Here is a 22,973-nt window from a genome sequence, read left to right as displayed (position 1 = left end):
GATTAGGTGGGGTTACTGCAAAATCTCACATTGATGATCCTGAATTTCCTCAGCGGAAGCGAGGTTAAACGCCAGCAGGTTGCGCTGCGTCGCCAGCAAAACAAAAGAGTCGTCGCTCTGGCGCACCACCGCCAGCGCATAGCTGCCCATGTGCTCACGCGCATCCGGCACCTCTTCCGCCAGCATCATGAACGGGCTGCGTTGCGCCAGCTCGCTTTCCGTCACCCGACGCGCCAGATATTCATTCCCACGCAATCCGCCCGGCAGCGGCAGCCAGCGGGTACTCACTTTCGCCAGATTATCATCCAGTTGCGCTCGCACATCAGGGCGCAGGCAGGAGATGTGGATATGAAAGTGGTTTTGCGTCCGCCCGGAGCGTGAGTTAATCGCCAGCGAAATGGCGCTGTCTGGAATATCTTTGCCGTACTTTTGGCTCATAAAGCTGCGCGCCTGCCAGGCTAGCCAGAAGAAGTTCGGCGTGTAGGACTCCACCAGCAGCGGGCTTTCCGTACCGTTGATGCGGTACGTCGGCATCAACAGATACTGCAACGGGCCATTACGATCTTTAAACACGACATACCCGGCATCCGGTTTCACTTCAGCGCATGGCGCAGGATTTTGCTGTTGCAATTGGTTCGGTACGCATTGTTGCAGAACAATATCCCGCAATGCGTTCGGATTAGCGGCCAGCTTCCAGTAGCCAATGCCCGCGACGGCGGCAACAATCACAACCGCCAGCAAAAAATAACCTGTTTTTTTCATTACTCATTCCCTGTCTCTTATTGACGTGCAAGAGTAACGCAAAATGATGACAAATAAAAAAGCCCGGTCGCACGATGCCACCGGGCAGGAAAAGCAATTTACATTAGCGTTTGCTGATTTGGTCGAACGTACCGCCATTAGAGAAATGCTCTTTCTGCGCTTTCGTCCACCCGCCAAACTCCTCGTCAATGGTGAAGAGTTTCAGCTTCGGAAATGCATTTTCATATTTCTTCGCCACTTCAGGGTCGCGTGGGCGATAGAAGTTTTTCGCCGCAATTTCCTGCCCTTCCGGCGAGTAGAGATACTTCAGATAGGCTTCCGCCACGGCTTGCGTCCCTTTTTTCTCCACGACTTTATCCACCACGGAGACGGTCGGTTCTGCGAGAATTGATTCGCTCGGCGTCACGATTTCGAATTTATCTTTGCCCAGTTCGTTCGTCGCCAACAGCGCTTCGTTCTCCCAGGCGATCAGCACGTCGCCAATCCCACGCTCAACAAAAGTGTTGGTTGAACCGCGCGCGCCAGAGTCCAGCACTTCCACGTTCTTAAATAACGCTTTTACGAAGTCCTGCGCTTTGGCCTGATCGTTGTTGTTGTGGTGCAGGGCGTATCCCCACGCAGCCAGATAGTTCCAGCGTGCGCCGCCAGAGCTTTTCGGGTTCGGCGTAATCACCGACACGCCCGGTTTTACCAGGTCGTTCCAGTCATGGATTTGCTTCGGATTGCCTTTACGCACCAGGAAAACGATGGTGGACGTGTACGGCGCGGAGTTGTCCGGCAGACGTTTGATCCAGTTTTTGTCGATACGGCCGCGCTCTGCAATGGCATCAACGTCATAAGCCAGCGCCAGCGTCACCACATCGGCCTCAATACCGTTAATGACTGACGTCGCCTGCTTACCGGAACCGCCATGTGACTGACGGATCACCACGTTGTCGCCCGTTTCTTGTTTCCAGTGCGCGCTAAACGCTTTGTTGTACTGATCGTACAGCTCGCGCGTTGGATCGTAAGACACGTTAAGTAACTGAATATCCTTCGCCAGAACGCTGGTCGATGCCAGCAATAATGTTAACCCCACGCCCCATTTATTCATCGCCCAGCTCTCTTATGTAGTGTTGTGATGAGTAAAGCGTGCCAGAAAGGAATCCAAACATTAAAGAATAAAAAAAGATTGGCTATAACTTGAGGGAATAAATGAAGGATATTGCCGGATGCTGGCTAGCGCCTTATCCGGCCTACAGGCCGTACTGTTGTAGGCCGGGTAAGGCGAAGTCGCCACCCGGCACAATACACACAACGATCAGTACAGCTTTTTAGCGCAATCCAGCCAGTCACCTTTGAACGGACGCTTCATGTTTTCGATAGCGTCGATGATGTCATGGTGAACCAGTTGTTCGTTCTGGATGCCCACACAACGTCCGCCAAAACCTTCCAGCAGCAGTTCAATGGCATATGAGCCCATACGGGAAGCCAGAATACGGTCGTAAGGCACCGGAGAGCCGCCACGCTGGATGTGACCCAGTACGGTCGCACGCGTTTCACGGCCAGTCTCTTTCTCGATGTAGTGCGCCAGTTCATCAACGTCACACATATGTTCGGTGATCGCGACAATCGCGTGTTTTTTACCTTTCGCGATGCCCGCTTTGATTTCCGCAACCAGATCGTCACGGCTGAATTCCACTTCCGGCACCACAACAAACTCACAGCCCCCAGCGATAGCCGCCGCCAGGGTCAGGTCGCCGCAGTAACGCCCCATCACTTCAACGATGGAAATACGCTGGTGAGAGGAAGAGGTGTCACGCAGACGGTCAATCGCTTCCACTACCGTACCCAGCGCGGTGAAATAACCGATGGTGTAGTCAGTGCCTTTGATGTCGTTGTCGATCGTGCCCGGCAGACCGATGCACGGGAAGCCCATTTCAGTCAGACGTTTTGCACCCATATAGGAACCGTCACCGCCGATAACAACCAGCGCGTCGATGCCACGTTTTTTCAGGTTTTCGATAGCCACTGCGCGAACATTTTCATCGCGAAATTCCGGGAAGCGCGCGGAACCGAGGAAAGTACCGCCACGGTTGATCATGTCGGACACGCTGTAACGGTCGAGCTGAACCATACGGTCTTCATACAGACCCAGGTAGCCATCATAAATACCCATTACTTCCAGTCCTTCCGTCAACGCTGCGCGTACAACACCACGGATTGCTGCGTTCATGCCAGGCGCATCACCGCCGCTTGTCAACACACCGATTTTCTTAATCATGACTACCTCTGAACTTTGGAATGCAAAATGAAATCTGTTGCCGGAAGCCGATACTGTTACTGCACATCGGGACGATCCAACGAATATGCAGATAGTATAACAACCGCTTCCTGCTGAATTGATTCAGGTCAGGCCAAACGGCGGTAATTTATACACAAAATGCTGGCCTTGCTCACTTTTTTACAACGAATTACGAAAGCTCAAACCTCTTGCCTTCCCTGGGTACGACTGAACAGGGGTCCTGGTGGATAATGACATCCGAACCCGGAAAACGCCGCAAAATCGCCTGCTCTACCTGTTCAGCCACCAGATGCGCCTGAACGAGCGGCAGATTATCTTCCATTTCCAAATGAATCTGAATAAAGCGGGTCGGCCCTGACTGCCGCGTGCGAAGATCGTGAGCACCGTTGACGCCAGGCCACGATGTCACGATATCAATAATTTCCTGACGTTCCTCATCGGGCAGCGCGCGATCCAGTAACGACTGCACTGCCTCATACCCCATACGTAGTGCGCTGTATAGAATATAGATGCCGATTCCCAACGCAAACAAGGCGTCCGCGCGATGCCAGCCATACCAGGCCAGCCCAAGCGCAACGAGAATCGCTCCGTTCATCATAACATCAGACTGATAATGAAGCATATCTGCCCGTACTGCCTGACTTTGCGTCTTGCGCACAACCCAACGCTGAAACGTGACCAGAATGATCGTACAAACCAGGGCGATAAGCGTCACCACGACCCCGACGCCCGGTTCGTTCATTGGCGTAGGGGTAATCAGATGCTGAATACCGGTCAAAAACAGAAACAGCGCCGAGCCGGAAATAAACATGCTCTGCGCCAGCGCCGCCAGCGACTCTGCTTTGCCGTGTCCAAAGGTGTGTTCATCATCCGCCGGTTGCAGCGAATAGCGCACCACTAACAGGTTAGTCAGCGACGCGGCAATATCCACCAGCGAGTCAACCAACGCAGCCAGAATACTCACCGACCCGGTGTACCACCACGCAAAAATTTTGATCAAAAGTAACAGTGACGCCATCACTGTCGCGGCAATTGCCGCCCGGCTGACCAGTCGCCCATAGGTTTGATTCATAAACACTCCTGCCTTTCCATGCCGGTAGTATAACGGATGGAGTAAAACAGTAAGGCAATAACCGGATGACAAATTTTGGACAAAAAAAACCCCTCCATCATGGAGGGGAAGACAGGGATGGTGTCTATGGCAAGGAAAACAGGGTTTGTTACTGGGAACGTGAGTTGCTACTACTCAATAACTTCAACGAGGAGCCGTTTTGCCATTGCGCCACATCGCGCAGTTGCTCCATTCGTTGTTGATGCTTCTCATTTAAAACCGCTTGCTGCTCCGGCGTTAACAGGCGATACATCTGGTTGCGAACCCTGGCCATTTCGACCTGGCGGGCAACCTGTTCTTGCGCCATTTTTTCTGCCTGAGCACGCACAGCGTTTTCATCAAATTTTTCTGCGATGACAAGGCGATGCATTGTCTCCATTTCGCTAACATTAACAGGAGGCTGTTCGTGTCTTGCCTGCTGCATCAGATCTCGCATCTGTTGACGCTGATGTTCGGTTAAACTTATGCCGTCGAACATATGGCTCTGCGTACTGCGCTGCGTAAGTCCTTCACCTTGATGCCAGTTATCGCCTGTAACGACTTCAGCAGCGTGGCTTAAAGGACTGAGTGCCAGCGTTGAGGCCATGACGGCAGCGGTAACTTTGCGCATCACTTGCTCCCAAAATCTTTTCTGTCGCGATTCAACGAGAGACAGTTTACGATTCGGGCTGCAAACATGCGTCAGGGGGTGTAAAACAACGTAAAGTCATGGATTAGCGACGCCTGATGACGTAATTTCTGCCTCGGAGGTACTTAAACAATGAATAAAATCCTGTTAGTTGATGATGACCGAGAGCTAACTTCCCTGTTAAAGGAGCTGCTCGAAATGGAAGGCTTCAATGTGCTGGTTGCCCATGACGGGGAGCAGGCGCTTGAGCTTCTGGACGACAGCATTGATTTACTTTTGCTCGATGTCATGATGCCGAAGAAAAACGGTATTGATACGTTGAAAGCGCTTCGCCAGACACACCAGACCCCTGTCATTATGCTGACCGCGCGCGGCAGCGAACTGGATCGCGTACTCGGCCTTGAGCTGGGCGCGGATGATTATTTACCTAAACCGTTTAACGACCGCGAACTGGTCGCGCGTATCCGTGCGATTCTGCGCCGCTCGCACTGGAGCGAACAGCAGCAGAACAACGACAACGGCTCGCCGACGCTGGAAGTGGATGCGTTAAGCCTCAATCCGGGTCGCCAGGAGGCCAGCTTCGATGGTCAAACCCTGGAGTTAACCGGCACCGAATTTACCCTGCTCTATCTGCTGGCACAGCATCTCGGCCAGGTGGTTTCGCGTGAACATTTGAGCCAGGAAGTGCTGGGTAAACGCCTGACGCCGTTTGACCGCGCGATCGACATGCATATCTCCAACCTGCGTCGTAAGCTGCCGGAGCGTAAAGACGGGCACCCGTGGTTTAAAACCCTGCGTGGTCGCGGTTATTTGATGGTTTCCGCTTCATGATAGGCAGTTTAACCGCGCGCATCTTTGCCATCTTCTGGTTGACGCTGGCGCTGGTGCTGATGTTGGTATTGATGTTACCCAAGCTCGACTCACGCCAGATGACCGAGCTACTGGACAGCGAACAGCGCCAGGGGTTGATGATTGAGCAACATGTAGAAGCTGAACTCGCGAACGATCCACCCAACGATTTAATGTGGTGGCGTCGCCTGTTCCGTGCGATCGACAAGTGGGCGCCGCCAGGACAGCGGTTATTGCTTGTGACCACTGAAGGACGCGTGATCGGCGCAGAACGCAGCGAAATGCAGATCATTCGTAACTTTATTGGTCAGGCGGATAACGCCGATCATCCGCAGAAGAAGAAATATGGCCGCGTTGAGATGGTAGGCCCGTTCTCTGTCAGAGACGGGGAAGATAACTACCAGCTTTATCTGATTCGACCGGCCAGCAGTTCCCAATCCGATTTTATTAATCTGCTGTTTGACCGCCCGCTCTTGTTGCTGATCGTCACCATGCTGGTCAGTTCGCCTCTGTTGCTTTGGCTGGCCTGGAGCCTGGCGAAACCGGCGCGTAAGTTGAAAAACGCGGCGGACGAAGTGGCTCAGGGTAATCTGCGACAACATCCAGAACTGGAAGCAGGCCCGCAGGAATTTCTTGCGGCTGGCGCCAGCTTTAACCAGATGGTGACCGCGCTGGAACGTATGATGACCACGCAGCAGCGTCTGCTGTCGGATATCTCGCACGAGCTACGTACTCCGCTTACGCGTCTGCAACTGGGCACCGCGCTGCTGCGTCGCCGTAGCGGCGAGAGTAAAGAGCTGGAGCGCATCGAGACCGAAGCGCAGCGGCTGGACAGCATGATCAACGACCTGCTGGTGATGTCGCGTAATCAACAGAAAAACGCGCTGGTCAGCGAAACGATGAAAGCCAATCATCTGTGGGGAGACGTGCTGGATAACGCCGCCTTCGAAGCCGAGCAGATGGGCAAATCGTTAACGGTAAACTTCCCGCCGGGGCCGTGGCCGTTATACGGCAACCCTAGCACCCTGGAAAGCGCGCTGGAGAACATTGTCCGTAACGCCCTGCGCTATTCGCACACGAAGATTGAAGTCGGCTTCGCGGTGGATAAAGACGGCATTACGATAACGGTTGATGACGATGGCCCGGGCGTTAGCCCTGAAGACCGCGAACAGATCTTCCGCCCGTTTTATCGTACCGATGAAGCGCGCGATCGGGAGTCCGGCGGAACAGGGTTGGGGCTGGCCATCGTTGAGACCGCGATCCAGCAGCATCGCGGTTGGGTGAAAGCCGAAGACAGCCCGCTGGGCGGCTTACGGCTGGTGATCTGGCTGCCGTTGTATAAGCGTTCTTAAGTCTCGCTGTGGTGCCGGATGGCGGCGTAAACGCCTTATCCGGCCTACAGAAACCGCACGTTGTAGGCTCGATAAGCGTAGCGCCATCGGGCATTACGCCGGATGGCGGCGTAAACGCCTTATCCGGCCTACGGAAACCGCACGTTGTAGGCCCGATAAGCGCAGCACCATCGGGCATTACGCCGGATGGCGGCGTAAACGCCTTATCCGGCCTACGAAAACCGCACGTTGCAGGCCCGATAAGCGCAGCGTCATCGGGCATTACGCCGGATGGCGGCGTGAACGCCTTATCCGGCCTACAGGAAACCGCACGTTGTAGGCCCGATAAGCGCAGCGCCATCGGGCATTACATCATCCACGTAAACGTCGTGACTGATCTTCAATTTTGCCGCTCAAACGGCGCTTCTGCATCGTTCTGGTCCAGCTTTTCGATAACCCCGCTGCCGACAGCAACCGATGATACTGGTCGTCGTCGAACGGCATATGCCAGGCTATCGCAATCGCCTCCTGTACGCTCACATCGCTGACGCGCGACGCCAGAATTAACGGCGCATCCGCCGATACCTGCCCCGGCGCGATAACGCTGTACAGCCAGCCGGTTTTCCCGGCGTTCTGCATTTGCGTCGCCATATCGCTAATGCCGAAATGGAAGTTGAGCTTAAAGCACGGCGAACGTGGCTGAGTCACCTGAATCAGCGCCTCTCCCCACTGAAAAATATCGCCGATAAAAACATTTTGCTCAGTCAGACCGTCGGTCGAAAGGTTTTCGCCAAACGCGGGCGCGACAAACAGATCCGCCTGCGCCGGGAATTGACGCGCCCAGTGCAGATAGTGTTCACGGGGATAATGGCACAGCGCGCGATCGGGCCCGCCGTGAATTTTCGTCTCGGCCTGCTCATCACCGGCAAGGCCCAGATCGCTAAGCATCAGCTCGCCATCAACCTGGATTTTCGCAATGGCGCTGGGACGACTTCCCGCATAGTCCTGAATTTTGCCCGTAAACACCTCGACCGGATATCGCATCAGCTTCCCTCTCCCGACAAATAATCCTCATTAGAGCATATTTATTTTGTCTCAGCCGCTCAAAATGAGAGCCGGGTTCACATGATGCGCCAGCAGACGTGCTATCAATTAAAGTGATTTTGAAACGCCATTTCATAATAAGGAGTCAACAACGTGACAGTACAATCGCAGTTTGCTGGCGTCTGGTGTCCTTCCATTACGCCGATGGACAATGACGGAAAAGTCGATCTCAACGGCCTGAGCCAGCATCTCAAACGTCTTACCGAGGCCAACATCGATGTTATTTTGCTGATGGGCAGCATTGGCGAATTTGCGTCTTTCACGCTGGAAGAGCGGCTGATGCTGATCCGCGAGGCCCGCGCGATGAGTTCGCTGAAGATGGTTGCCAATGTCTCCTCCACCTGCACCGGCGACATCCTGCTTATGGCGCAGGAAGCGTACCGCGTCGGGTACGATGCGGTGATGATTCTGCCGCCGTATTACTACGGGCAGACGTCGAAGCAGCTTCTGAGCTACTTCCGCCAGCTTGGTAACGCCCTGAGCGGCAAATGGTTTGCCTACAATTTCCCGGCACGCACCGGCTGCGATTTAACGCCGGATCTGGTGGCGACCCTTGCCGCCGAATTCCCGAATTTTGCCGGGATTAAAGATACCGTCGACTGCCAGTCCCATACCCGCAGCATGATTCAGACCACCCGCGCGGTACGCGACGATTTTGCCGTGCTCTCCGGCTATGACGAGTATTACATCCCCAACCTGCTGGCGGGCGGCGCAGGCATTATTTCCGGCTTAAACAACGTGATGCCGGAGCTGTTTGTCAGCGCGCGGGAGGCGTTTAAGCAGGGTGATTTGCAAACGTTGCGCGATATCCAGGAGAAAATCGGCACGTTTATGTCCATTTACGCGATTGGCGAGGATTTTGTGACCACGATTAAAACCGTGGTATCGCGTAAGTTCGGCTATTGTACCGGCGTGTCGCGTAATGCGGGAGGAGAACTGAACGAGCACGAGCGTCGCACAATTGATGAGGTGTTTGGCCGTTAATTCTGACCGGAAGCGCCGGATGAGGCATAAGCCGTCATCCGGCAAAACGGGTTTATTTCACCGTACCGCGAATATCGATTTCCGCCGCTCTGGCCTTCACCTTCCGCGACCAGACTGAGGTAATGATCGGCACCAGAATCGAAGTCACGATAACCGATGTGGCAACCAGCGAGGTCGCGGCGGGCGCCATCGGTTTAAACGCCGGAACCATCTCTGCGATCAGCACGGGCGTGGCTACTGCGGCGCCAGCAGAACTTGAGGCGGCAATACCTGCCGTACCGTCACCGCCGCCGATAAACTTGTCAGCGATGATTAACGGGATGCCGGTGATAATAATGACCGCCACACCCAGTAGAATCCCCAGCACGCCCGTCTGTGCAATCACGCTCAAATCAATGGTGTTGCCCAGCGCGAAGGCGAAGAACGGGATCAGCGTCTGTACCGCTTTGCTGAAGAATTCCCGCAGTTCCGGGTCGAGATTCCCCAGCGCGAAACCAATCAGGAACGGCAATATCGCCCCCACAAATACATGCGGTTCAAACGAGGCAATCCCGGCGGTTCCCAGAATAACCATCGTCATCAGCGGCCCTGACTCCAGCGACATCAGGACAAATGCCCCAGCCTCTTCTTTGGTGCCGTACTGCTGCATGATGGAGGCGTACAGCCCGCCGTTGGTCATGTCCATAGAGGCCACCAGCGCCAGCGTCGACAGCCCGGCGAAGAAGCCCGCTTCCACCCCATGTTCCGGGATAACGCGTGACGCAATAGCGGCCACCACCCAGGCAACCGCAATTTTGGTCACCACCAGCGTCCCGGATTTACGCAGCACGGTGCCTGTGGCGCTCAGTTTGATCGACGCGCCCATACAAAAGAACCAGACCGCCAGAATCGGCACCGTACCGGTGATCATACCGTTTGTGAATGAGCCGAAGTATTTCCCTGCACCTGGCGCGAAGGTGTGGCATAGCGCGCCGAGGAACAACGGAACGAGCATCATGCCACCCGGGACTTTTTCTATCGTGCGTTTAATCTGCATTTCCTTCACCTGTAGACATAAAAACGGGCAATTTTTATGGGCGAATGCGCCTTACTTTGAGGCACACCCGCGTTGATGAAGAAACGATAGACATTCATTCGAACAATAAAAGTGATCCCAACCACATAACAAAACTATGTTTCATTTTTTATGGATTGATGTTTTTAATTTGACGTAAGTCACACCAGGCAAGCCCAAAAGCGCCTAAAAGAAAGCCCCCGCAGGTTATGCCTGCGGGGGCTGAATTCAATGCCGGATGGCGGCTAATGCCTTATCCGGCCTACAAATTGTAACTCTGTGCCGGATGGCGGCTAATACCTTATCCGGCCTACAAATCGACAAATCCTCTTCGTAGGCCTGATAAGCGCAGCGCCATCAGGCAAAAAGACTTATTTTTTCGCCGCGAAACGCGCAGCAGCTTCGTCCCAGTTCACCACGTTCCAGAACTCTTTGATGTAGTCCGGGCGACGGTTCTGGAATTTCAGGTAGTAAGCGTGTTCCCATACGTCCAGACCCAGGATTGGGAAACCGGAAGCGCCGGAAATAGCCTCGCCCATCAGCGGGGAGTCCTGGTTAGCGGTAGAGACAACCGCCAGTTTGTCGCCCTGCAACACCAGCCAGGCCCAACCGGAACCGAAACGCGTTGCCGCCGCTTTTTCAAACTCCGCTTTGAAGTTATCAACGGAACCGAAATCACGCTCGATAGCCGCTTTCAGGTCGCCCTGCAAAGCGGTGCCTTTTTTCAGGCCTTTCCAGAACAGGCTGTGGTTAGCGTGGCCGCCCGCGTTATTGCGCAGTACGGTTTTTTTGTCCGCCGGAAGCTGATCCAGTTTGGTGATCAGTTCTTCAACCGGCAGGTTCGCGAATTCAGGCAGGTTTTCCAGCGCCGCGTTAGCGTTGTTGACATAAGTTTGATGGTGTTTGGTATGGTGGATTTCCATCGTCTGCTTATCGAAGTGCGGTTCCAGCGCATCATAAGCGTACGGCAGGGATGGCAGTGTATAACTCATAATCATCTCCATTATTGTCGAGCGGCTGAAGTGTTAATGCCGCGTAAGCAGTTGGTTCATTATAGTTAATTAAATGATATTGAAAATGCTTATCAATGCCGTAGTTTTAATAAGGATATAACTTTTCATTATGTTCTTGAATATGTGAGCCAAATCACCCGTATAACGTGCTGGTTGCCAGGAAGGAAGAAATGTCGGCAATCCTCAAAAGGTTAATCAACTGCGCAATTTTTACACTCATCAGGTCGGGAGGGTCACACCGGCAATAAAAACGATGAGGATTAAGTCATGAGTAACGCGATTACGATGGGTATCTTTTGGCATTTGATAGGTGCGGCCAGTGCAGCCTGTTTTTATGCCCCGTTCAAACAAGTTAAACAATGGTCCTGGGAAACCATGTGGTCAATCGGTGGGATTGTCTCCTGGCTTATCCTGCCCTGGACCATCAGCGCCCTGCTGCTCCCGGATTTCTGGGCCTATTACAGTTCCTTCAACCTCTCCACCCTGTTGCCCGTATTTCTGTTCGGCGCAATGTGGGGCATCGGTAATATTAACTACGGCCTGACCATGCGCTATCTCGGCATGTCGATGGGGATCGGCATCGCGATTGGTATTACGCTGATCGTCGGCACCCTGATGACCCCCATCATCAATGGAAACTTTGATGTGCTGATCAATACCGAAGGCGGACGAATGACGCTGCTGGGCGTCCTGGTGGCGCTGATCGGCGTTGGCATCGTCACCCGCGCCGGGCAGTTAAAAGAGCGCAAAATGGGGATCACCGCCGAGGAGTTTAACCTGAAAAAAGGTCTGCTGCTGGCAGTGATGTGCGGTATTTTCTCCGCCGGGATGTCCTTTGCAATGAACGCCGCCAAACCGATGCATGAAGCCGCCGCCGCGCTCGGCGTCGATCCGCTGTATGTCGCTCTGCCAAGCTACGTGGTCATCATGGGCGGCGGCGCGCTGATCAACCTGGGCTTCTGTTTCATTCGTCTGGCAAAAGTGAAAAACTTGTCGATAAAAGCCGACTTCTCGCTGGCAAAATCGATGATCATCACCAATATCCTGCTGTCCGCGCTGGGTGGCCTGATGTGGTATTTGCAGTTCTTTTTCTACGCCTGGGGCCACGCTCGCATTCCGCCGCAGTATGACTACATCAGCTGGATGCTGCACATGAGCTTCTACGTGCTGTGTGGTGGGATTGTGGGTCTGGTGCTGAAAGAGTGGAAAAACGCGGGTCGTCGTCCTGTCAGCGTTCTCAGTCTGGGTTGCGTGGTCATTATTATCGCCGCCAACATCGTCGGCATGGGAATGGCAAGCTAATCGTTTTGCGTACTGTGATGACGCCACTGGCTGGGCGTCATCCCGGTTTCCCGCGTAAACACCACCGAAAAGTAGTTACTGTCCTCAAAGCCGCACTGCATTGAAATCTCACTGATCATCAGGCGGCTGTGCTGAAGCAAATACTGCGCATGGCAGATGCGGATCTGGCGAAGATACTGGTTGATAGTCATCCCGGTCTGTGAGCGAAACTGCTGTCGCAGCACCCGCTCGCTGCACTGCTCCTGGTCGCAAAACGCATCCAGCGCAAAGGGGCGCTCCAGGCTGCCGGCCAGCGCGGTAATCAATTTATCCAGCAACGTTTCGCTCGCTCTGGTCGGGAGATCATCGGTGGCATAGCGGTGTCTTTTCAGCGTCATCACCAGCTGACCAAATAGCAGTTCCGCCATCTCATTCGCCAGCGGATCGCCCTGATTGCTCTCATGTTCAAGCTGGCTGATAACCTGCCGCGCCTGATTCATCCCCACGCTGCCCAGCCGCCAGTGCGGACGCCGTTCACTGTCGTTAAAACCCGGAATGGCGCTTTCCCAGCCAAGATTCAGGGTCAACCGCTCCGGGCAGTAAATAATATTCTGCAAAACCAAATCGTTAACGGAGGTGTAGGAGTGTCTGTCCTCGGCGCGAATATAAAACAGATCGCCGCGCGTGATGCGGTAAGGGCGATCGTTGAGCACATGCAAACCGTTGCCGCGCCAGACCAACACCAGTTCACAAAACTCGTGTGTATGTTCCGCGAACACATTTTGCGGATAGCGATCGGCAACCGCGACAGCCTGGCCGTCATTCGCAAAAAAGTCTTTTTTCAGAAGGACTAACTGATTTGCCACCGCAGCACCTCACGTTGAATGCTTGCCGGATGGCGCTACGTTTTTCTGGCCTACAGATCGCCGCCGTAGGCCGGATAAGACGAAGCCGCCATCCGGCATTGAAGGGGACGATTATCAGCAAATTGGCGACAAAAAACGGTGATAGCTTTCGCGTTACTGTAGCAATGCGTCCCGCCCCTGGCGAATATCCCTGGGCGACCAGTCAAATTCCCGGCGAAACAGCGTCGAAAAATGGTTACTGTCGCCAAAACCGCAGCGATACGCGATATCTGTGACGCTTTCATCACTGTGACGCAGCAGATGGCGAGCCTTGATAAGCCGCAGACGGTTAAGATAGCGCTGCGGCGTCAGGCCGGTCTGTTGTTTGAGCTGACGATGCAGCGTGCGCAGCGAGAGCGAAAACTTGTCGGCTATCGATTCCCAGCACACCTCTTCAGCAAAATGATCCTCCAGCCAGGCCAGCAACTGATTCAGCCGCGCATCGTTATTGGCCGCCCCTTCCATCAGGCTGCTTTTACGCAGCAGCACCAGCAACTGCATAAACAGAATTTCACGGTTGGCGACCGCAGGCGTGTCCATCTCGTCTCCGGCGTTTTCCATCTGCGCCACCAGTTGCCGCACCTGCTGCAACGCGCTCTGATTCACGCGCCAGTGTGACGGGTACTGCCCATCCTGTTCCTGCGGCAAGAGCTGGTTCAGCCCTGCCAGAAACTGAAACGCGTCCGGCGAGCGATAGAGCACATTCGTCAGACACAGGTTGTCGGTGTGTTCATACAGATGTCTGTCATGATCGCGAACAAAGCAGACCGTACCGCCACTAATGGTGTAGGGCTGCCCATTGAACACATGAATGCCAGTGCCATGTTCAACAATCACAATCTCGTGAAAATCATGATGATGTTCAGGAAAAGCAGACTGAGGAAGCCGGGGTTCAATGGCCACGGGCGCTTTACCTGACGGAAAAAAATCCACGCTATGCAGTACGGTCATGATGGCTTCCTGATATGAGAAACATGTCAGAAATAGTAATTAAGGGTTACTACCCTCACCTTAAATTTTTAACGCCAAAGCGCGCAAACCCGGTCGTTTTTTCAAGAAAGGACGGGAAAGATCAGGAAATGCGGACGCCGTCACATCCGGCCAATTCACGCTGATAAACGGAAATTGTGAACGCTATCACGTTCACCTTTGCCTCCTTGCCAGCGGCCAATTTAACCTGTCAGTAACAGGAAGGTACGCCTTCCTGGGGGTTCTTAGACTGAGTGCAATGAAACTCAGAAGGACTTCACCATGACTTTTCGCCATTGTGTCGCTGTCGATCTCGGGGCATCCAGTGGGCGCGTAATGCTGGCGCGTTACGACAGTGAACAACACGCCCTGACGCTGCGTGAAATCCACCGCTTCGCGAACTGTTTGCAAAAAACAGACGGGTTCGACGCCTGGGATATCGACAGCCTGGAAAATGAAATTCGCCTTGGACTGGAGAAAGTCTGCGATGAAGGTATCCGTATTGACAGCATCGGCATTGATACCTGGGGCGTGGACTATGTGCTGCTCGACAAGCACGGCCAGCGCGTCGGTCTGCCCGTATCTTATCGCGACAACCGTACCACGGGGGTGATGCAGCAGGCGCTGGCGCAGCTCGGTAAGCATGATATCTATCGCCGCAGCGGCATTCAGTTTCTGCCGTTCAATACGTTGTATCAGCTCCGCGCGCTGGTTGAACAACAGCCTGAACTTATCCCGCAGGTGGCGCATGCCCTGCTGATCCCCGACTATTTCAGTTTCCGCCTGACGGGCGAAATGAACTGGGAATACACCAACGCCACCACCACGCAGCTCGTCAATATCAACAGCGATGACTGGGACGATGCCCTGCTGGACTGGACCGGCGCCAACAAAGCCTGGTTTGGCAGACCTACCCATCCGGGCAACGTGATCGGCTACTGGATCTGCCCACAGAAAAATCAGATTCCGGTGGTCGCCGTCGCCAGTCACGACACCGCCAGCGCGGTGATCGCCTCTCCGCTGGCCGATAAAAACAGCGCTTATCTCTCTTCCGGCACCTGGTCGTTGATGGGCTTCGAGAGCAGAACGCCTTACACCGATGACGTGGCGCTGGCGGCGAACATCACCAATGAAGGCGGCGCAGAAGGCCGCTACCGGGTGCTGAAAAACATCATGGGGCTCTGGCTGCTTCAACGCGTACTGAAAGAGCGCCAGATTACCGACCTGCCCGCGCTGATCGCCGAGACCCAGTCGCTTCCGGCCTGCCGTTTCCTGATAAACCCGAATGACGATCGCTTTATCAACCCCGCCGATATGAGCGCGGAGATTCAGGCGGCCTGCCGTGAATCCGGCCAGCCGGAACCCACCCGTAACGCCGAACTGGCACGCTGCATTTTCGACAGTCTGGCGCTGCTGTATGCCGATGTGTTGCAGGAGCTGGCGAACCTGCGCGGTGAAGCCTTTAGCCAGCTGCACATCGTTGGAGGAGGTTGCCAGAACGCCCTGCTGAACCAGCTGTGCGCGGATGCCTGCGGCATTCGCGTGATGGCCGGGCCGATTGAGGCTTCCACCCTCGGCAATATCGGCATCCAGCTCATGACGCTGGACGAACTGAACAACGTTGACGACTTCCGTCAGGTGGTGAGAACCAACTACGACCTGACGACCTTTACCCCAAATCCTGACAGTGAAATTGCCCGCCACGTTGCGCAGTTTCAATCAAAACGACAGACAAAGGAGCTTTGCGCATGACCACTCAACTTGAACAAGCCTGGGAACTGGCGAAACAACGTTTTGCTGCGGTAGGTATTGATGTCGAGGAGGCGTTACGCCAGCTCGATCGTCTGCCGGTATCGATGCACTGCTGGCAGGGCGATGACGTCGCCGGATTCGAAAACCCGGAAGGATCGCTCACCGGCGGTATTCAGGCCACCGGTAACTATCCCGGTAAAGCGCGCAGCGCCAGCGAGCTGCGCGCCGACCTGGAACAGGCGCTAAGCCTGATTCCTGGGCCAAAACGCCTGAACTTACACGCAATCTATCTGGAGTCTGACACACCGGTGTCCCGCGACCAGATCAAACCGGAGCACTTCAAAAACTGGGTGGAATGGGCAAAAGCGAACCAGTTAGGGCTGGACTTCAACCCCTCCTGCTTCTCTCACCCGCTGAGCGCTGACGGCTTTACCCTGGCGCACGCGGACGACAACATTCGCCAGTTCTGGATTGACCACTGCAAGGCCAGCCGCCGTGTATCCGCGTACTTCGGTGAGCAACTGGGCACGCCGTCGGTGATGAACATCTGGATCCCGGATGGCATGAAAGACATCACCGTTGACCGCTTAGCGCCGCGCCAACGCCTACTGGAGGCGCTGGACGAGGTGATCAGCGAAAAACTGAATCCGGCGCATCACATCGACGCCGTGGAAAGCAAACTGTTCGGTATTGGCGCGGAAAGCTATACCGTCGGCTCCAACGAGTTCTACATGGGCTACGCCACCAGCCGCCAGACCGCGCTGTGCCTCGACGCGGGCCACTTCCATCCGACCGAAGTGATTTCCGACAAGATTTCCGCCGCCATGCTGTATGTGCCGCGCCTGCTGCTGCACGTCAGCCGCCCGGTACGCTGGGACAGCGACCACGTCGTGCTGCTGGATGATGAAACCCAGGCAATTGCCAGCGAAATCGTGCGTCATAACCTGTTTGACCGCGTGCATATCGGCCTCGATTTCTTCGATGCCTCCATCAACCGTATCGCCGCGTGGGTTATCGGCACGCGCAATATGAAGAAAGCGCTGCTGCGCGCGCTGCTGGAACCAACCGGGCAGCTGCGTCAGTTAGAAGCCAGCGGCGATTACACCGCCCGCCTGGCGCTGCTGGAAGAGCAGAAATCCCTGCCGTGGCAAGCCGTCTGGGAAATGTATTGCCAGCGTCACGACACGCCAGCCGGCAGCCAGTGGCTGGAAAGCGTCCGTGCCTATGAAAAAGAGATTCTGAGCAAACGTAGCTAACCGCGACGCCTGACTTGTAGGCCGGATAAGACGTTCCGCGTCGCCATCCGGCAATAAATGAAACACGATTGCCGGATGGCGCTGCGCTTATCCGGCCTACGTAAGACCCGATAACGTTCGGGCAATAAATGGGAACACCGAACATGCAGAACATTACCCACTCCTGGTTTGTCCAGGGAATGATCAAAGCCACCTCCGACGCCTGGCTGAAGGGCTGGGACGAACGCAACGGCGGCAACCTGACGCTGCGTCTGGATGAGGCGGATATCGCGCCGTTTACCGACGATTTCCACCAGGAACCACGCTATATCGCGCTGAGTCAGCCAATGCCGCTGCTGGCGAACACGCCGTTTATCGTCACCGGCTCCGGCAAATTCTTCCGCAACGTGCAGCTCGATCCGGCAGCGAATTTAGGCGTGGTGAAAGTGGACAGCGACGGCGCGGGCTACCACATTCTGTGGGGGCTGAATCATGAGGCGGTTCCAACCTCCGAGCTGCCGGCTCACTTCCTCTCCCACTGCGAGCGCATTAACGCCACCGACGGCAAAGACCGCGTGATTATGCATTGCCACGCCACCAACCTGATCGCGCTGACCTACGTGCTGGAAAACAACACGCCGCTTTTCACCCGCAAACTGTGGGAAGGCAGCACCGAGTGCCTGGTGGTGTTCCCGGACGGCGTCGGCATTCTGCCGTGGATGGTGCCGGGCACCGATGAGATCGGTCAGGCCACCGCGCAGGAAATGCAGAAGCACTCGCTGGTGCTGTGGCCCTTCCACGGCGTGTTCGGCAGCGGCCCGACGCTGGATGAAACATTCGGCCTGATCGATACCGCCGAGAAGTCTGCGGAGGTGCTGGTCAAAATCTATTCGATGGGCGGTATGAAGCAAACCATCACGCGTGAAGAACTGGTAGCGCTTGGCAGACGCTTTGGCGTGACTCCGCTTGCCAGTGCATTAGCGTTGTACTGATTCTTCCCGCAATCCAATGCCGGATGGCGGCTTCGCCTTATCCGGCCTATGCCGTAGGCCCGATAAGCGCAACGTCATCGGGCAATAGGGTAACGCGTCAATCTTAAGGAGAATATTCATGAGCTTCATGTTGGCACTTCCCAAAATTAGCCTGCATGGCGCAGGCGCAATCGGCGATATGGTTAACCTCGTCGCGAACAAGCAATGGGGTAAAGCGCTGGTCGTCACTGACGGGCAACTGGTAAAACTGGGCCTGCTGGACAGCCTGTTTGCCGCGCTTGACGCGCATCAGATGTCGTACCACCTTTTCGACGAGGTTTTCCCGAACCCCACTGAAGAACTGGTGCAAAAAGGGTATGCGGCATATCAGGACGCGCAGTGTGATTACATCATCGCCTTCGGCGGCGGCAGCCCGATCGATACCGCCAAAGCGGTCAAAATTCTGACGGCGAACCCTGGCCCCTCTACCGCCTATTCTGGCGTCGGCAAAGTCAAAAACGCGGGCGTTCCGCTGGTGGCGATTAATACCACCGCCGGTACGGCAGCGGAAATGACCAGCAATGCCGTCATTATCGACTCCGCGCGCCAGGTCAAAGAGGTCATCATCGACCCGAATATCATCCCTGATATCGCGGTGGACGACGCCAGCGTTATGCTGGACATCCCGCCATCCGTCACTGCCGCCACCGGCATGGATGCGCTGACCCACGCCATTGAGGCCTATGTCTCGGTTGGCGCGCACCCGCTTACCGACGCCAACGCGCTGGAAGCCATTCGGCTGATTAATCTGTGGCTGCCGAAAGCGGTTGATGACGGCCACAACCTCGAAGCGCGTGAGCAAATGGCGTTTGGCCAGTATCTGGCAGGTATGGCGTTCAACAGCGCTGGTCTTGGTCTGGTACACGCGCTGGCGCATCAGCCAGGCGCCACGCACAACCTGCCGCATGGCGTCTGTAACGCCATCCTGCTGCCGATCATTGAGAACTTTAACCGCCCGAACGCGGTCGCGCGTTTTGCCCGCGTCGCCCAGGCGATGGGCGTCGATACTCAAGGTATGAGCATTGAGGCGGCGAGTATGGAAGCGATCAATGCAATTCGCGCATTGAGCAAACGCGTCGGCATTCCTGAAGGTTTCAGCACACTGGGCGTCACGAAAGACGATATTGAAGGCTGGCTGGACAAAGCGCTGGCAGATCCGTGCGCGCCGTGCAATCCACGCACCGCCAGCCGCGATGACGTCCGCGAGTTGTATCTGGAGGCGCTATGATCCGCAAAGCGTTTGTGATGCAGGTGAATGCCGACGCACACGAGGAGTATCAGCGTCGCCATAATCCCATCTGGCCGGAGCTGGAGAGCGTATTGAAAGCGCATGGCGCGCATCACTATGCGATTTACCTCGATAAAGAACGCAACCTGTTGTTCGCGACCGTCGAGATCGAATCGGAAGAGCGCTGGAATGCCATCGCCAGTACCGACGTGTGCCAGCGTTGGTGGAAGCATATGCGCGACGTGATGCCTGCCAACCCGGATAACAGCCCGGTGAGCGCAGAGCTGAAAGAAGTGTTTTACCTGGCGTAGGCTGTCTGAAGCCGGATGACTCAACGCCGGATGGCGGCGCTAACGCGTCTTATCCGGCCTACAGTTTCGCGCCATTTGCTACCTGTAGGCCGGATAAGCGTCAGCGCCATCCGGCGTCATAAACCTCATCGCGCGGAATTAATTTTGCTCGGCCACCAGGATCGCCTGCGTATCCGCTTCCAGCGCTTTAAAAATGTGCTCCTGATCGGCGGGATAACAAATATAATCGCCCTCGCCTAACTCTTCCGGCGCCTCTGTCAGCCCGACAAGCGCTTTCCCCTGCGTCACAATAATATGCTCCACCGATCCCGGCGGATGTGGATGTGAAATACGATCCGCCCCCGGCTGCGTCAGCAGCAGGTAGATATCGCGCCGCGCCCCTGGCGGACAGGCAGCCAGTAAAATAGCCTGATAGTGGGCCTGTTCCGCCACCACTTTTGTCCCTTCTCCGCGACGAATCACCTGCGTTTTTTGCGCCTGCGGCTCCAGCAGACGTGCAAAGGGAATATCCAGGGCCACGCAAAGCGCCCAGAGCGTTTCCAGGCTAGGATTTCCATTGCCCGCTTCCAGTTGCGACAGGGTAGATTTCGCAATCCCCGCACGCCGGGCGATTTCCGCCAGCGACAGGCCGGTACGCTGACGTTCGCGCACCAGGCTTTTCGCGATCACGCTAATGGGCTGTGTCATTCACGACTCCGCGTTCTTTATATCGAACGAATCGTTCGACTTGTAAATCAATTCTGTTGCGTTCATTATAATGGAAATTCGTTCGATATGGCTAAAATAGTATGAAACATCACCTCTCATGTCTCAGCGGAGACACGATAAAAGCGATATTTTTAGTGTGTCTGGCCGTTGGCGTCGTCGGGATGTCCTACGGATCGCTGGCGATGGCCTACGGCTTCCCGATTTGGGTGCCGTTTGTACTCTCCATTTTTGTCCTGGCGGGGGCGTCCGAATTTATGTTTATCGGCATTGTCGCCAGCGGCGGGAACCCGCTGGCCGCCGCCGCTGCCGGTTTGCTGGTGAATGCCCGCCATATTCCATTCGGCGTAACGGTACGTGAACTGGTAGGCACCCGCGCCGCCAGCTTTCTGGGCTGCCATATCATGAATGATGAAAGCGTCGTCTTTGGTCTGTCGCAAAAAACACGGCAACAGCGCAAAGCCGCCTACTGGCTGTGCGGCGCGGGCGTCGCAATTTTTTGGCCACTGGGCGCACTGCTTGGCGCGATGGTCGGCAAACTGCTCCCGGCACCGGAAACCATCGGTCTGGACGCGGTATTTCCCGCCATTTTATTGGCGTTAGTGATCCCGGCGTTCAGGAATCGCACCACGCTGATCCGCGCCTGTAGCGGCGCCGGGCTGTCGCTTGCCGCCGTCCCCTTCGCACCGGTCGGGTTGCCGGTACTGCTCTCTCTGCTTGGCTTACTGACGAGGAAAAAATAATGGGCAACATGACGCTGTTTATCGTCGGTATTGCTGTGTTATCGGCAGGCACCTATCTGATGCGTCTTGGCGGAGCAAAGCTCGGCAACCGGCTGGCGCTCTCCGAACGTTCTCAGGCGCTATTGTCGGATGCGGCAACGGTATTGCTGTTTTCAGTGGCGCTGGCAACCACGTTTTATGAAGGCGAACATTTTGCCGGAATGGCGCGGGTACTGGGCGTCGCGTTCGCTGTTTTCCTGGCGTGGCGCAAAATGCCGCTGATTGTGGTGATTATCGCTGCGGCGGTAGTGACAGCGCTGCTGAGGCTGGCGGGTATGCACTAAATATGAGGCATTTATCGGAATAGTAAAACAGTAAACGCAGAAACGAAAAAAGCGCCCTGAAGGCGCTCTTTCGACAGTTTTGGATCACTTATTTCAGCAGTTCAGCGGTCATATGCACGCGGTTACCGGAGTATGCGGAAGTGATTTTGTAATCACTGGCGCCAGCCTGCTGAGCCTGAGCGGCAATTTTTGCTTCTGCGCTTTCCAGAGTAGAGCCCGTCGCGGTAACAGACTGAGCGGCGAAAGAACCGAAAGAAGTAGCGAGAGCGATAACTGCGACAAAAGTTTTGATGCTTTTCATGATATAAACCCTTTAACTTAGTTGTTTGAGTAAGGCACCGTGCCTTGATGTGATAAATAATAGGCCGGTATTCGAACAACTAAAAGCGGAAGGATTTGCTATTCTTTTTCAAATTTACTGAATAAAATTCAACCTGTCATCAAACGCCGTGGATGCGTATAAATTGTCGCCTTGCCCGGCTTGCAAAAACCCACCAGCGTCAGGTTACAGCGCTCAGCCACGTCAACCGCTAACGTAGTGGCAGCGGAGACGGCAAACAGGATTTCAACGCCGCACATCGCCGATTTCTGCACCATTTCATAGCTGGCGCGACTGGAGACCAGCACCGCGCCCTGCTGCCAGCTTTCGCCTTCCGTCGCCCGGCGCCCCAGCAGTTTATCCAGCGCGACATGGCGACCGACATCTTCATGCCCGCCCGCTAATTCACCGGACGGCATCGCCCACGCCGCCGCGTGAGTACAGCCGGTAAGCTGACCAACCGGTTGAAAATCAGACAGATGCTTCAGCGCGCGATCAAGATTCGCCAGGTCAAAGGTTTGGGTAAACGGGAGTGGCGTAATGGGTTTGCCGATGTCATTCAGTTGCTCCACGCCGCAAACGCCGCAGCCGGTACGTCCGGCCAGGGCGCGACGACGTTCTTTCAGCCCCATAAAACGGCGGCTGGAAAGCTCAATCTGCACTTCAAGGCCGTTGCAGGAAGGAACGACATCCATGCCATAAATATCCTGCGGACATTCAATAATGCCTTCCGACAGTGAAAAACCGATCGCGAATTGCTCCAGATCTTTCGGCGTGGTCATCATCACCACATGGGAAATGCCGTTATAGACCAGCGCGACAGGAACTTCCGTCGCCAGCATATCCGGTTTTGATTGCGTCAGGCACCCGCGCGTCCAGACGGCATGAGAAACAGCGCCCTCCGGGGATGAATTTTGATGGTCAGACAAAGCAGCTTCCTGGTATGGACTCACGATAAGAGAGATTGCGTTCAGGCAGGATGAGAGCGCCTTTGCGCATTTAACTGCGGTTATTGTCCTCCATTATTTTTGTGAGGTCAAAACCGGGGCAA

24 protein-coding genes are annotated in these 22,973 nt (G+C 55.2%); 11 read left to right on the top strand and 13 right to left on the bottom strand.

Features of this window, described 5'->3' with window-relative positions:
- Window positions 1-12: 12 nt before the first annotated feature.
- The 5 genes from OGX80_RS00340 to cpxP all read right to left on the bottom strand — a co-directional run bounded on the left by OGX80_RS00340 (window position 13) and on the right by cpxP (window position 4,767).
- The gene (locus tag OGX80_RS00340; protein ID WP_115182254.1) at window positions 13-762 is read right to left on the bottom strand and encodes a CDP-diacylglycerol diphosphatase; all 750 of its coding nucleotides are present in this window, start codon (window positions 760-762) and stop codon (window positions 13-15) included.
- Window positions 763-865: 103 nt separating this feature from the next.
- Window positions 866-1,855, bottom strand: a complete 990-nt coding sequence (gene sbp, locus OGX80_RS00335) for a sulfate/thiosulfate ABC transporter substrate-binding protein Sbp (RefSeq protein ID WP_012133881.1) — start codon at window positions 1,853-1,855, stop codon at window positions 866-868.
- A gap of 207 nt (window positions 1,856-2,062) precedes the next feature.
- A complete protein-coding gene (gene pfkA / locus OGX80_RS00330; RefSeq protein WP_012133883.1) occupies window positions 2,063-3,025 on the bottom strand; it encodes a 6-phosphofructokinase in 963 nt (320 codons plus the stop codon).
- A 190-nt stretch (window positions 3,026-3,215) separates the two neighbouring features.
- The gene (fieF, locus tag OGX80_RS00325) at window positions 3,216-4,118 is read right to left on the bottom strand and encodes a CDF family cation-efflux transporter FieF (protein ID WP_049011792.1); all 903 of its coding nucleotides are present in this window, start codon (window positions 4,116-4,118) and stop codon (window positions 3,216-3,218) included.
- Between the two features lie 148 nt (window positions 4,119-4,266).
- Window positions 4,267-4,767 (bottom strand): cell-envelope stress modulator CpxP, encoded by a 501-nt coding sequence (cpxP, locus tag OGX80_RS00320; protein WP_012133885.1) that lies wholly within the window; start codon window positions 4,765-4,767, stop codon window positions 4,267-4,269.
- A 150-nt stretch (window positions 4,768-4,917) separates the two neighbouring features.
- Here cpxP and cpxR point away from each other — a divergent pair, with 150 nt between their 5' ends.
- Together cpxR and cpxA are read left to right on the top strand one after the other, a co-directional pair.
- A complete protein-coding gene (cpxR, locus tag OGX80_RS00315; RefSeq protein WP_012133886.1) occupies window positions 4,918-5,616 on the top strand; it encodes an envelope stress response regulator transcription factor CpxR in 699 nt (232 codons plus the stop codon).
- Window positions 5,613-6,986: an envelope stress sensor histidine kinase CpxA gene (gene cpxA, locus OGX80_RS00310; RefSeq protein WP_012133887.1), complete on the top strand. Its 1,374-nt coding sequence runs from the start codon at window positions 5,613-5,615 to the stop codon at window positions 6,984-6,986. The genes cpxR and cpxA overlap by 4 nt, the downstream gene beginning before the upstream one ends.
- A 351-nt stretch (window positions 6,987-7,337) precedes the next feature.
- Here the strand turns inward: cpxA and yiiM are convergent, their stop codons facing one another.
- Window positions 7,338-8,009, bottom strand: coding sequence for a 6-hydroxyaminopurine reductase (gene yiiM / locus OGX80_RS00305; RefSeq protein WP_047459839.1), 672 nt, complete (start codon window positions 8,007-8,009; stop codon window positions 7,338-7,340).
- 153 nt (window positions 8,010-8,162) lie between these two features.
- Between yiiM and OGX80_RS00300 the strand changes: the two genes are divergently transcribed.
- Complete coding sequence (locus OGX80_RS00300) at window positions 8,163-9,053, top strand: dihydrodipicolinate synthase family protein (RefSeq protein WP_024130663.1); 891 nt, start codon at window positions 8,163-8,165, stop codon at window positions 9,051-9,053.
- Between the two features lie 52 nt (window positions 9,054-9,105).
- Here the strand turns inward: OGX80_RS00300 and kdgT are convergent, their stop codons facing one another.
- Together kdgT and sodA are read right to left on the bottom strand one after the other, a co-directional pair.
- Window positions 9,106-10,089, bottom strand: coding sequence for a 2-keto-3-deoxygluconate transporter (kdgT, locus tag OGX80_RS00295; RefSeq protein WP_115182255.1), 984 nt, complete (start codon window positions 10,087-10,089; stop codon window positions 9,106-9,108).
- A gap of 389 nt (window positions 10,090-10,478) precedes the next feature.
- Window positions 10,479-11,099 (bottom strand): superoxide dismutase [Mn], encoded by a 621-nt coding sequence (gene sodA, locus OGX80_RS00290; RefSeq protein ID WP_115182256.1) that lies wholly within the window; start codon window positions 11,097-11,099, stop codon window positions 10,479-10,481.
- A gap of 288 nt (window positions 11,100-11,387) precedes the next feature.
- Between sodA and rhaT the strand changes: the two genes are divergently transcribed.
- A complete protein-coding gene (rhaT, locus tag OGX80_RS00285) occupies window positions 11,388-12,422 on the top strand; it encodes an L-rhamnose/proton symporter RhaT (RefSeq protein WP_049009553.1) in 1,035 nt (344 codons plus the stop codon).
- On the opposite strand, the gene rhaR is transcribed toward rhaT, so the two are convergent.
- Both rhaR and rhaS read right to left on the bottom strand, forming a co-directional pair.
- Complete coding sequence (gene rhaR / locus OGX80_RS00280) at window positions 12,419-13,267, bottom strand: HTH-type transcriptional activator RhaR (RefSeq protein WP_115182257.1); 849 nt, start codon at window positions 13,265-13,267, stop codon at window positions 12,419-12,421. The two genes, rhaT and rhaR, sit on opposite strands and share 4 nt — an antisense overlap.
- A 153-nt stretch (window positions 13,268-13,420) precedes the next feature.
- On the bottom strand, window positions 13,421-14,257 hold the full coding sequence (gene rhaS / locus OGX80_RS00275) for an HTH-type transcriptional activator RhaS (RefSeq protein WP_012133897.1): 837 nt from the start codon (window positions 14,255-14,257) through the stop codon (window positions 13,421-13,423).
- 300 nt (window positions 14,258-14,557) lie between these two features.
- Between rhaS and rhaB the strand changes: the two genes are divergently transcribed.
- The 5 genes from rhaB (at window position 14,558) to rhaM (ending at window position 19,832) form a co-directional block, all read left to right on the top strand.
- Window positions 14,558-16,027 (top strand): rhamnulokinase, encoded by a 1,470-nt coding sequence (rhaB, locus tag OGX80_RS00270; RefSeq protein ID WP_024130666.1) that lies wholly within the window; start codon window positions 14,558-14,560, stop codon window positions 16,025-16,027.
- Complete coding sequence (gene rhaA, locus OGX80_RS00265; protein WP_049009558.1) at window positions 16,024-17,283, top strand: L-rhamnose isomerase; 1,260 nt, start codon at window positions 16,024-16,026, stop codon at window positions 17,281-17,283. Before rhaB ends, rhaA begins: the two co-directional genes overlap by 4 nt.
- A 143-nt stretch (window positions 17,284-17,426) precedes the next feature.
- Window positions 17,427-18,254: a rhamnulose-1-phosphate aldolase gene (gene rhaD, locus OGX80_RS00260; protein ID WP_115182258.1), complete on the top strand. Its 828-nt coding sequence runs from the start codon at window positions 17,427-17,429 to the stop codon at window positions 18,252-18,254.
- A 118-nt stretch (window positions 18,255-18,372) separates the two neighbouring features.
- On the top strand, window positions 18,373-19,521 hold the full coding sequence (fucO, locus tag OGX80_RS00255) for a lactaldehyde reductase (RefSeq protein WP_058668376.1): 1,149 nt from the start codon (window positions 18,373-18,375) through the stop codon (window positions 19,519-19,521).
- Window positions 19,518-19,832, top strand: a complete 315-nt coding sequence (rhaM, locus tag OGX80_RS00250; protein WP_012133904.1) for an L-rhamnose mutarotase — start codon at window positions 19,518-19,520, stop codon at window positions 19,830-19,832. Before fucO ends, rhaM begins: the two co-directional genes overlap by 4 nt.
- A gap of 138 nt (window positions 19,833-19,970) precedes the next feature.
- On the opposite strand, the gene OGX80_RS00245 is transcribed toward rhaM, so the two are convergent.
- Complete coding sequence (locus OGX80_RS00245; RefSeq protein ID WP_012133905.1) at window positions 19,971-20,519, bottom strand: helix-turn-helix domain-containing protein; 549 nt, start codon at window positions 20,517-20,519, stop codon at window positions 19,971-19,973.
- Between the two features lie 101 nt (window positions 20,520-20,620).
- Between OGX80_RS00245 and OGX80_RS00240 the strand changes: the two genes are divergently transcribed.
- Entirely contained in the window at window positions 20,621-21,280 is a 660-nt protein-coding gene (locus OGX80_RS00240; RefSeq protein ID WP_047459858.1) for an AzlC family ABC transporter permease, read from the top strand.
- Window positions 21,280-21,603: an AzlD domain-containing protein gene (locus OGX80_RS00235; protein WP_012133907.1), complete on the top strand. Its 324-nt coding sequence runs from the start codon at window positions 21,280-21,282 to the stop codon at window positions 21,601-21,603. The genes OGX80_RS00240 and OGX80_RS00235 overlap by 1 nt, the downstream gene beginning before the upstream one ends.
- 88 nt (window positions 21,604-21,691) lie before the next feature.
- On the opposite strand, the gene OGX80_RS00230 is transcribed toward OGX80_RS00235, so the two are convergent.
- Together OGX80_RS00230 and fdhD are read right to left on the bottom strand one after the other, a co-directional pair.
- Window positions 21,692-21,904, bottom strand: coding sequence for a YdgH/BhsA/McbA-like domain containing protein (locus tag OGX80_RS00230; protein WP_012133908.1), 213 nt, complete (start codon window positions 21,902-21,904; stop codon window positions 21,692-21,694).
- A 128-nt stretch (window positions 21,905-22,032) separates the two neighbouring features.
- A complete protein-coding gene (gene fdhD / locus OGX80_RS00225; RefSeq protein ID WP_313851955.1) occupies window positions 22,033-22,785 on the bottom strand; it encodes a formate dehydrogenase accessory sulfurtransferase FdhD in 753 nt (250 codons plus the stop codon).
- Window positions 22,786-22,973 lie beyond the last annotated feature (188 nt).

The sequence above is a fragment of the Citrobacter sp. CK194 genome (assembly GCF_030333395.1).
Classification (GTDB): Bacteria; Pseudomonadota; Gammaproteobacteria; order Enterobacterales; family Enterobacteriaceae; genus Citrobacter_B; species Citrobacter_B koseri.
The sequence above is the reverse complement of the archived record's forward strand: the minus strand, read 5'-3'. Positions and strand labels throughout refer to the sequence as shown.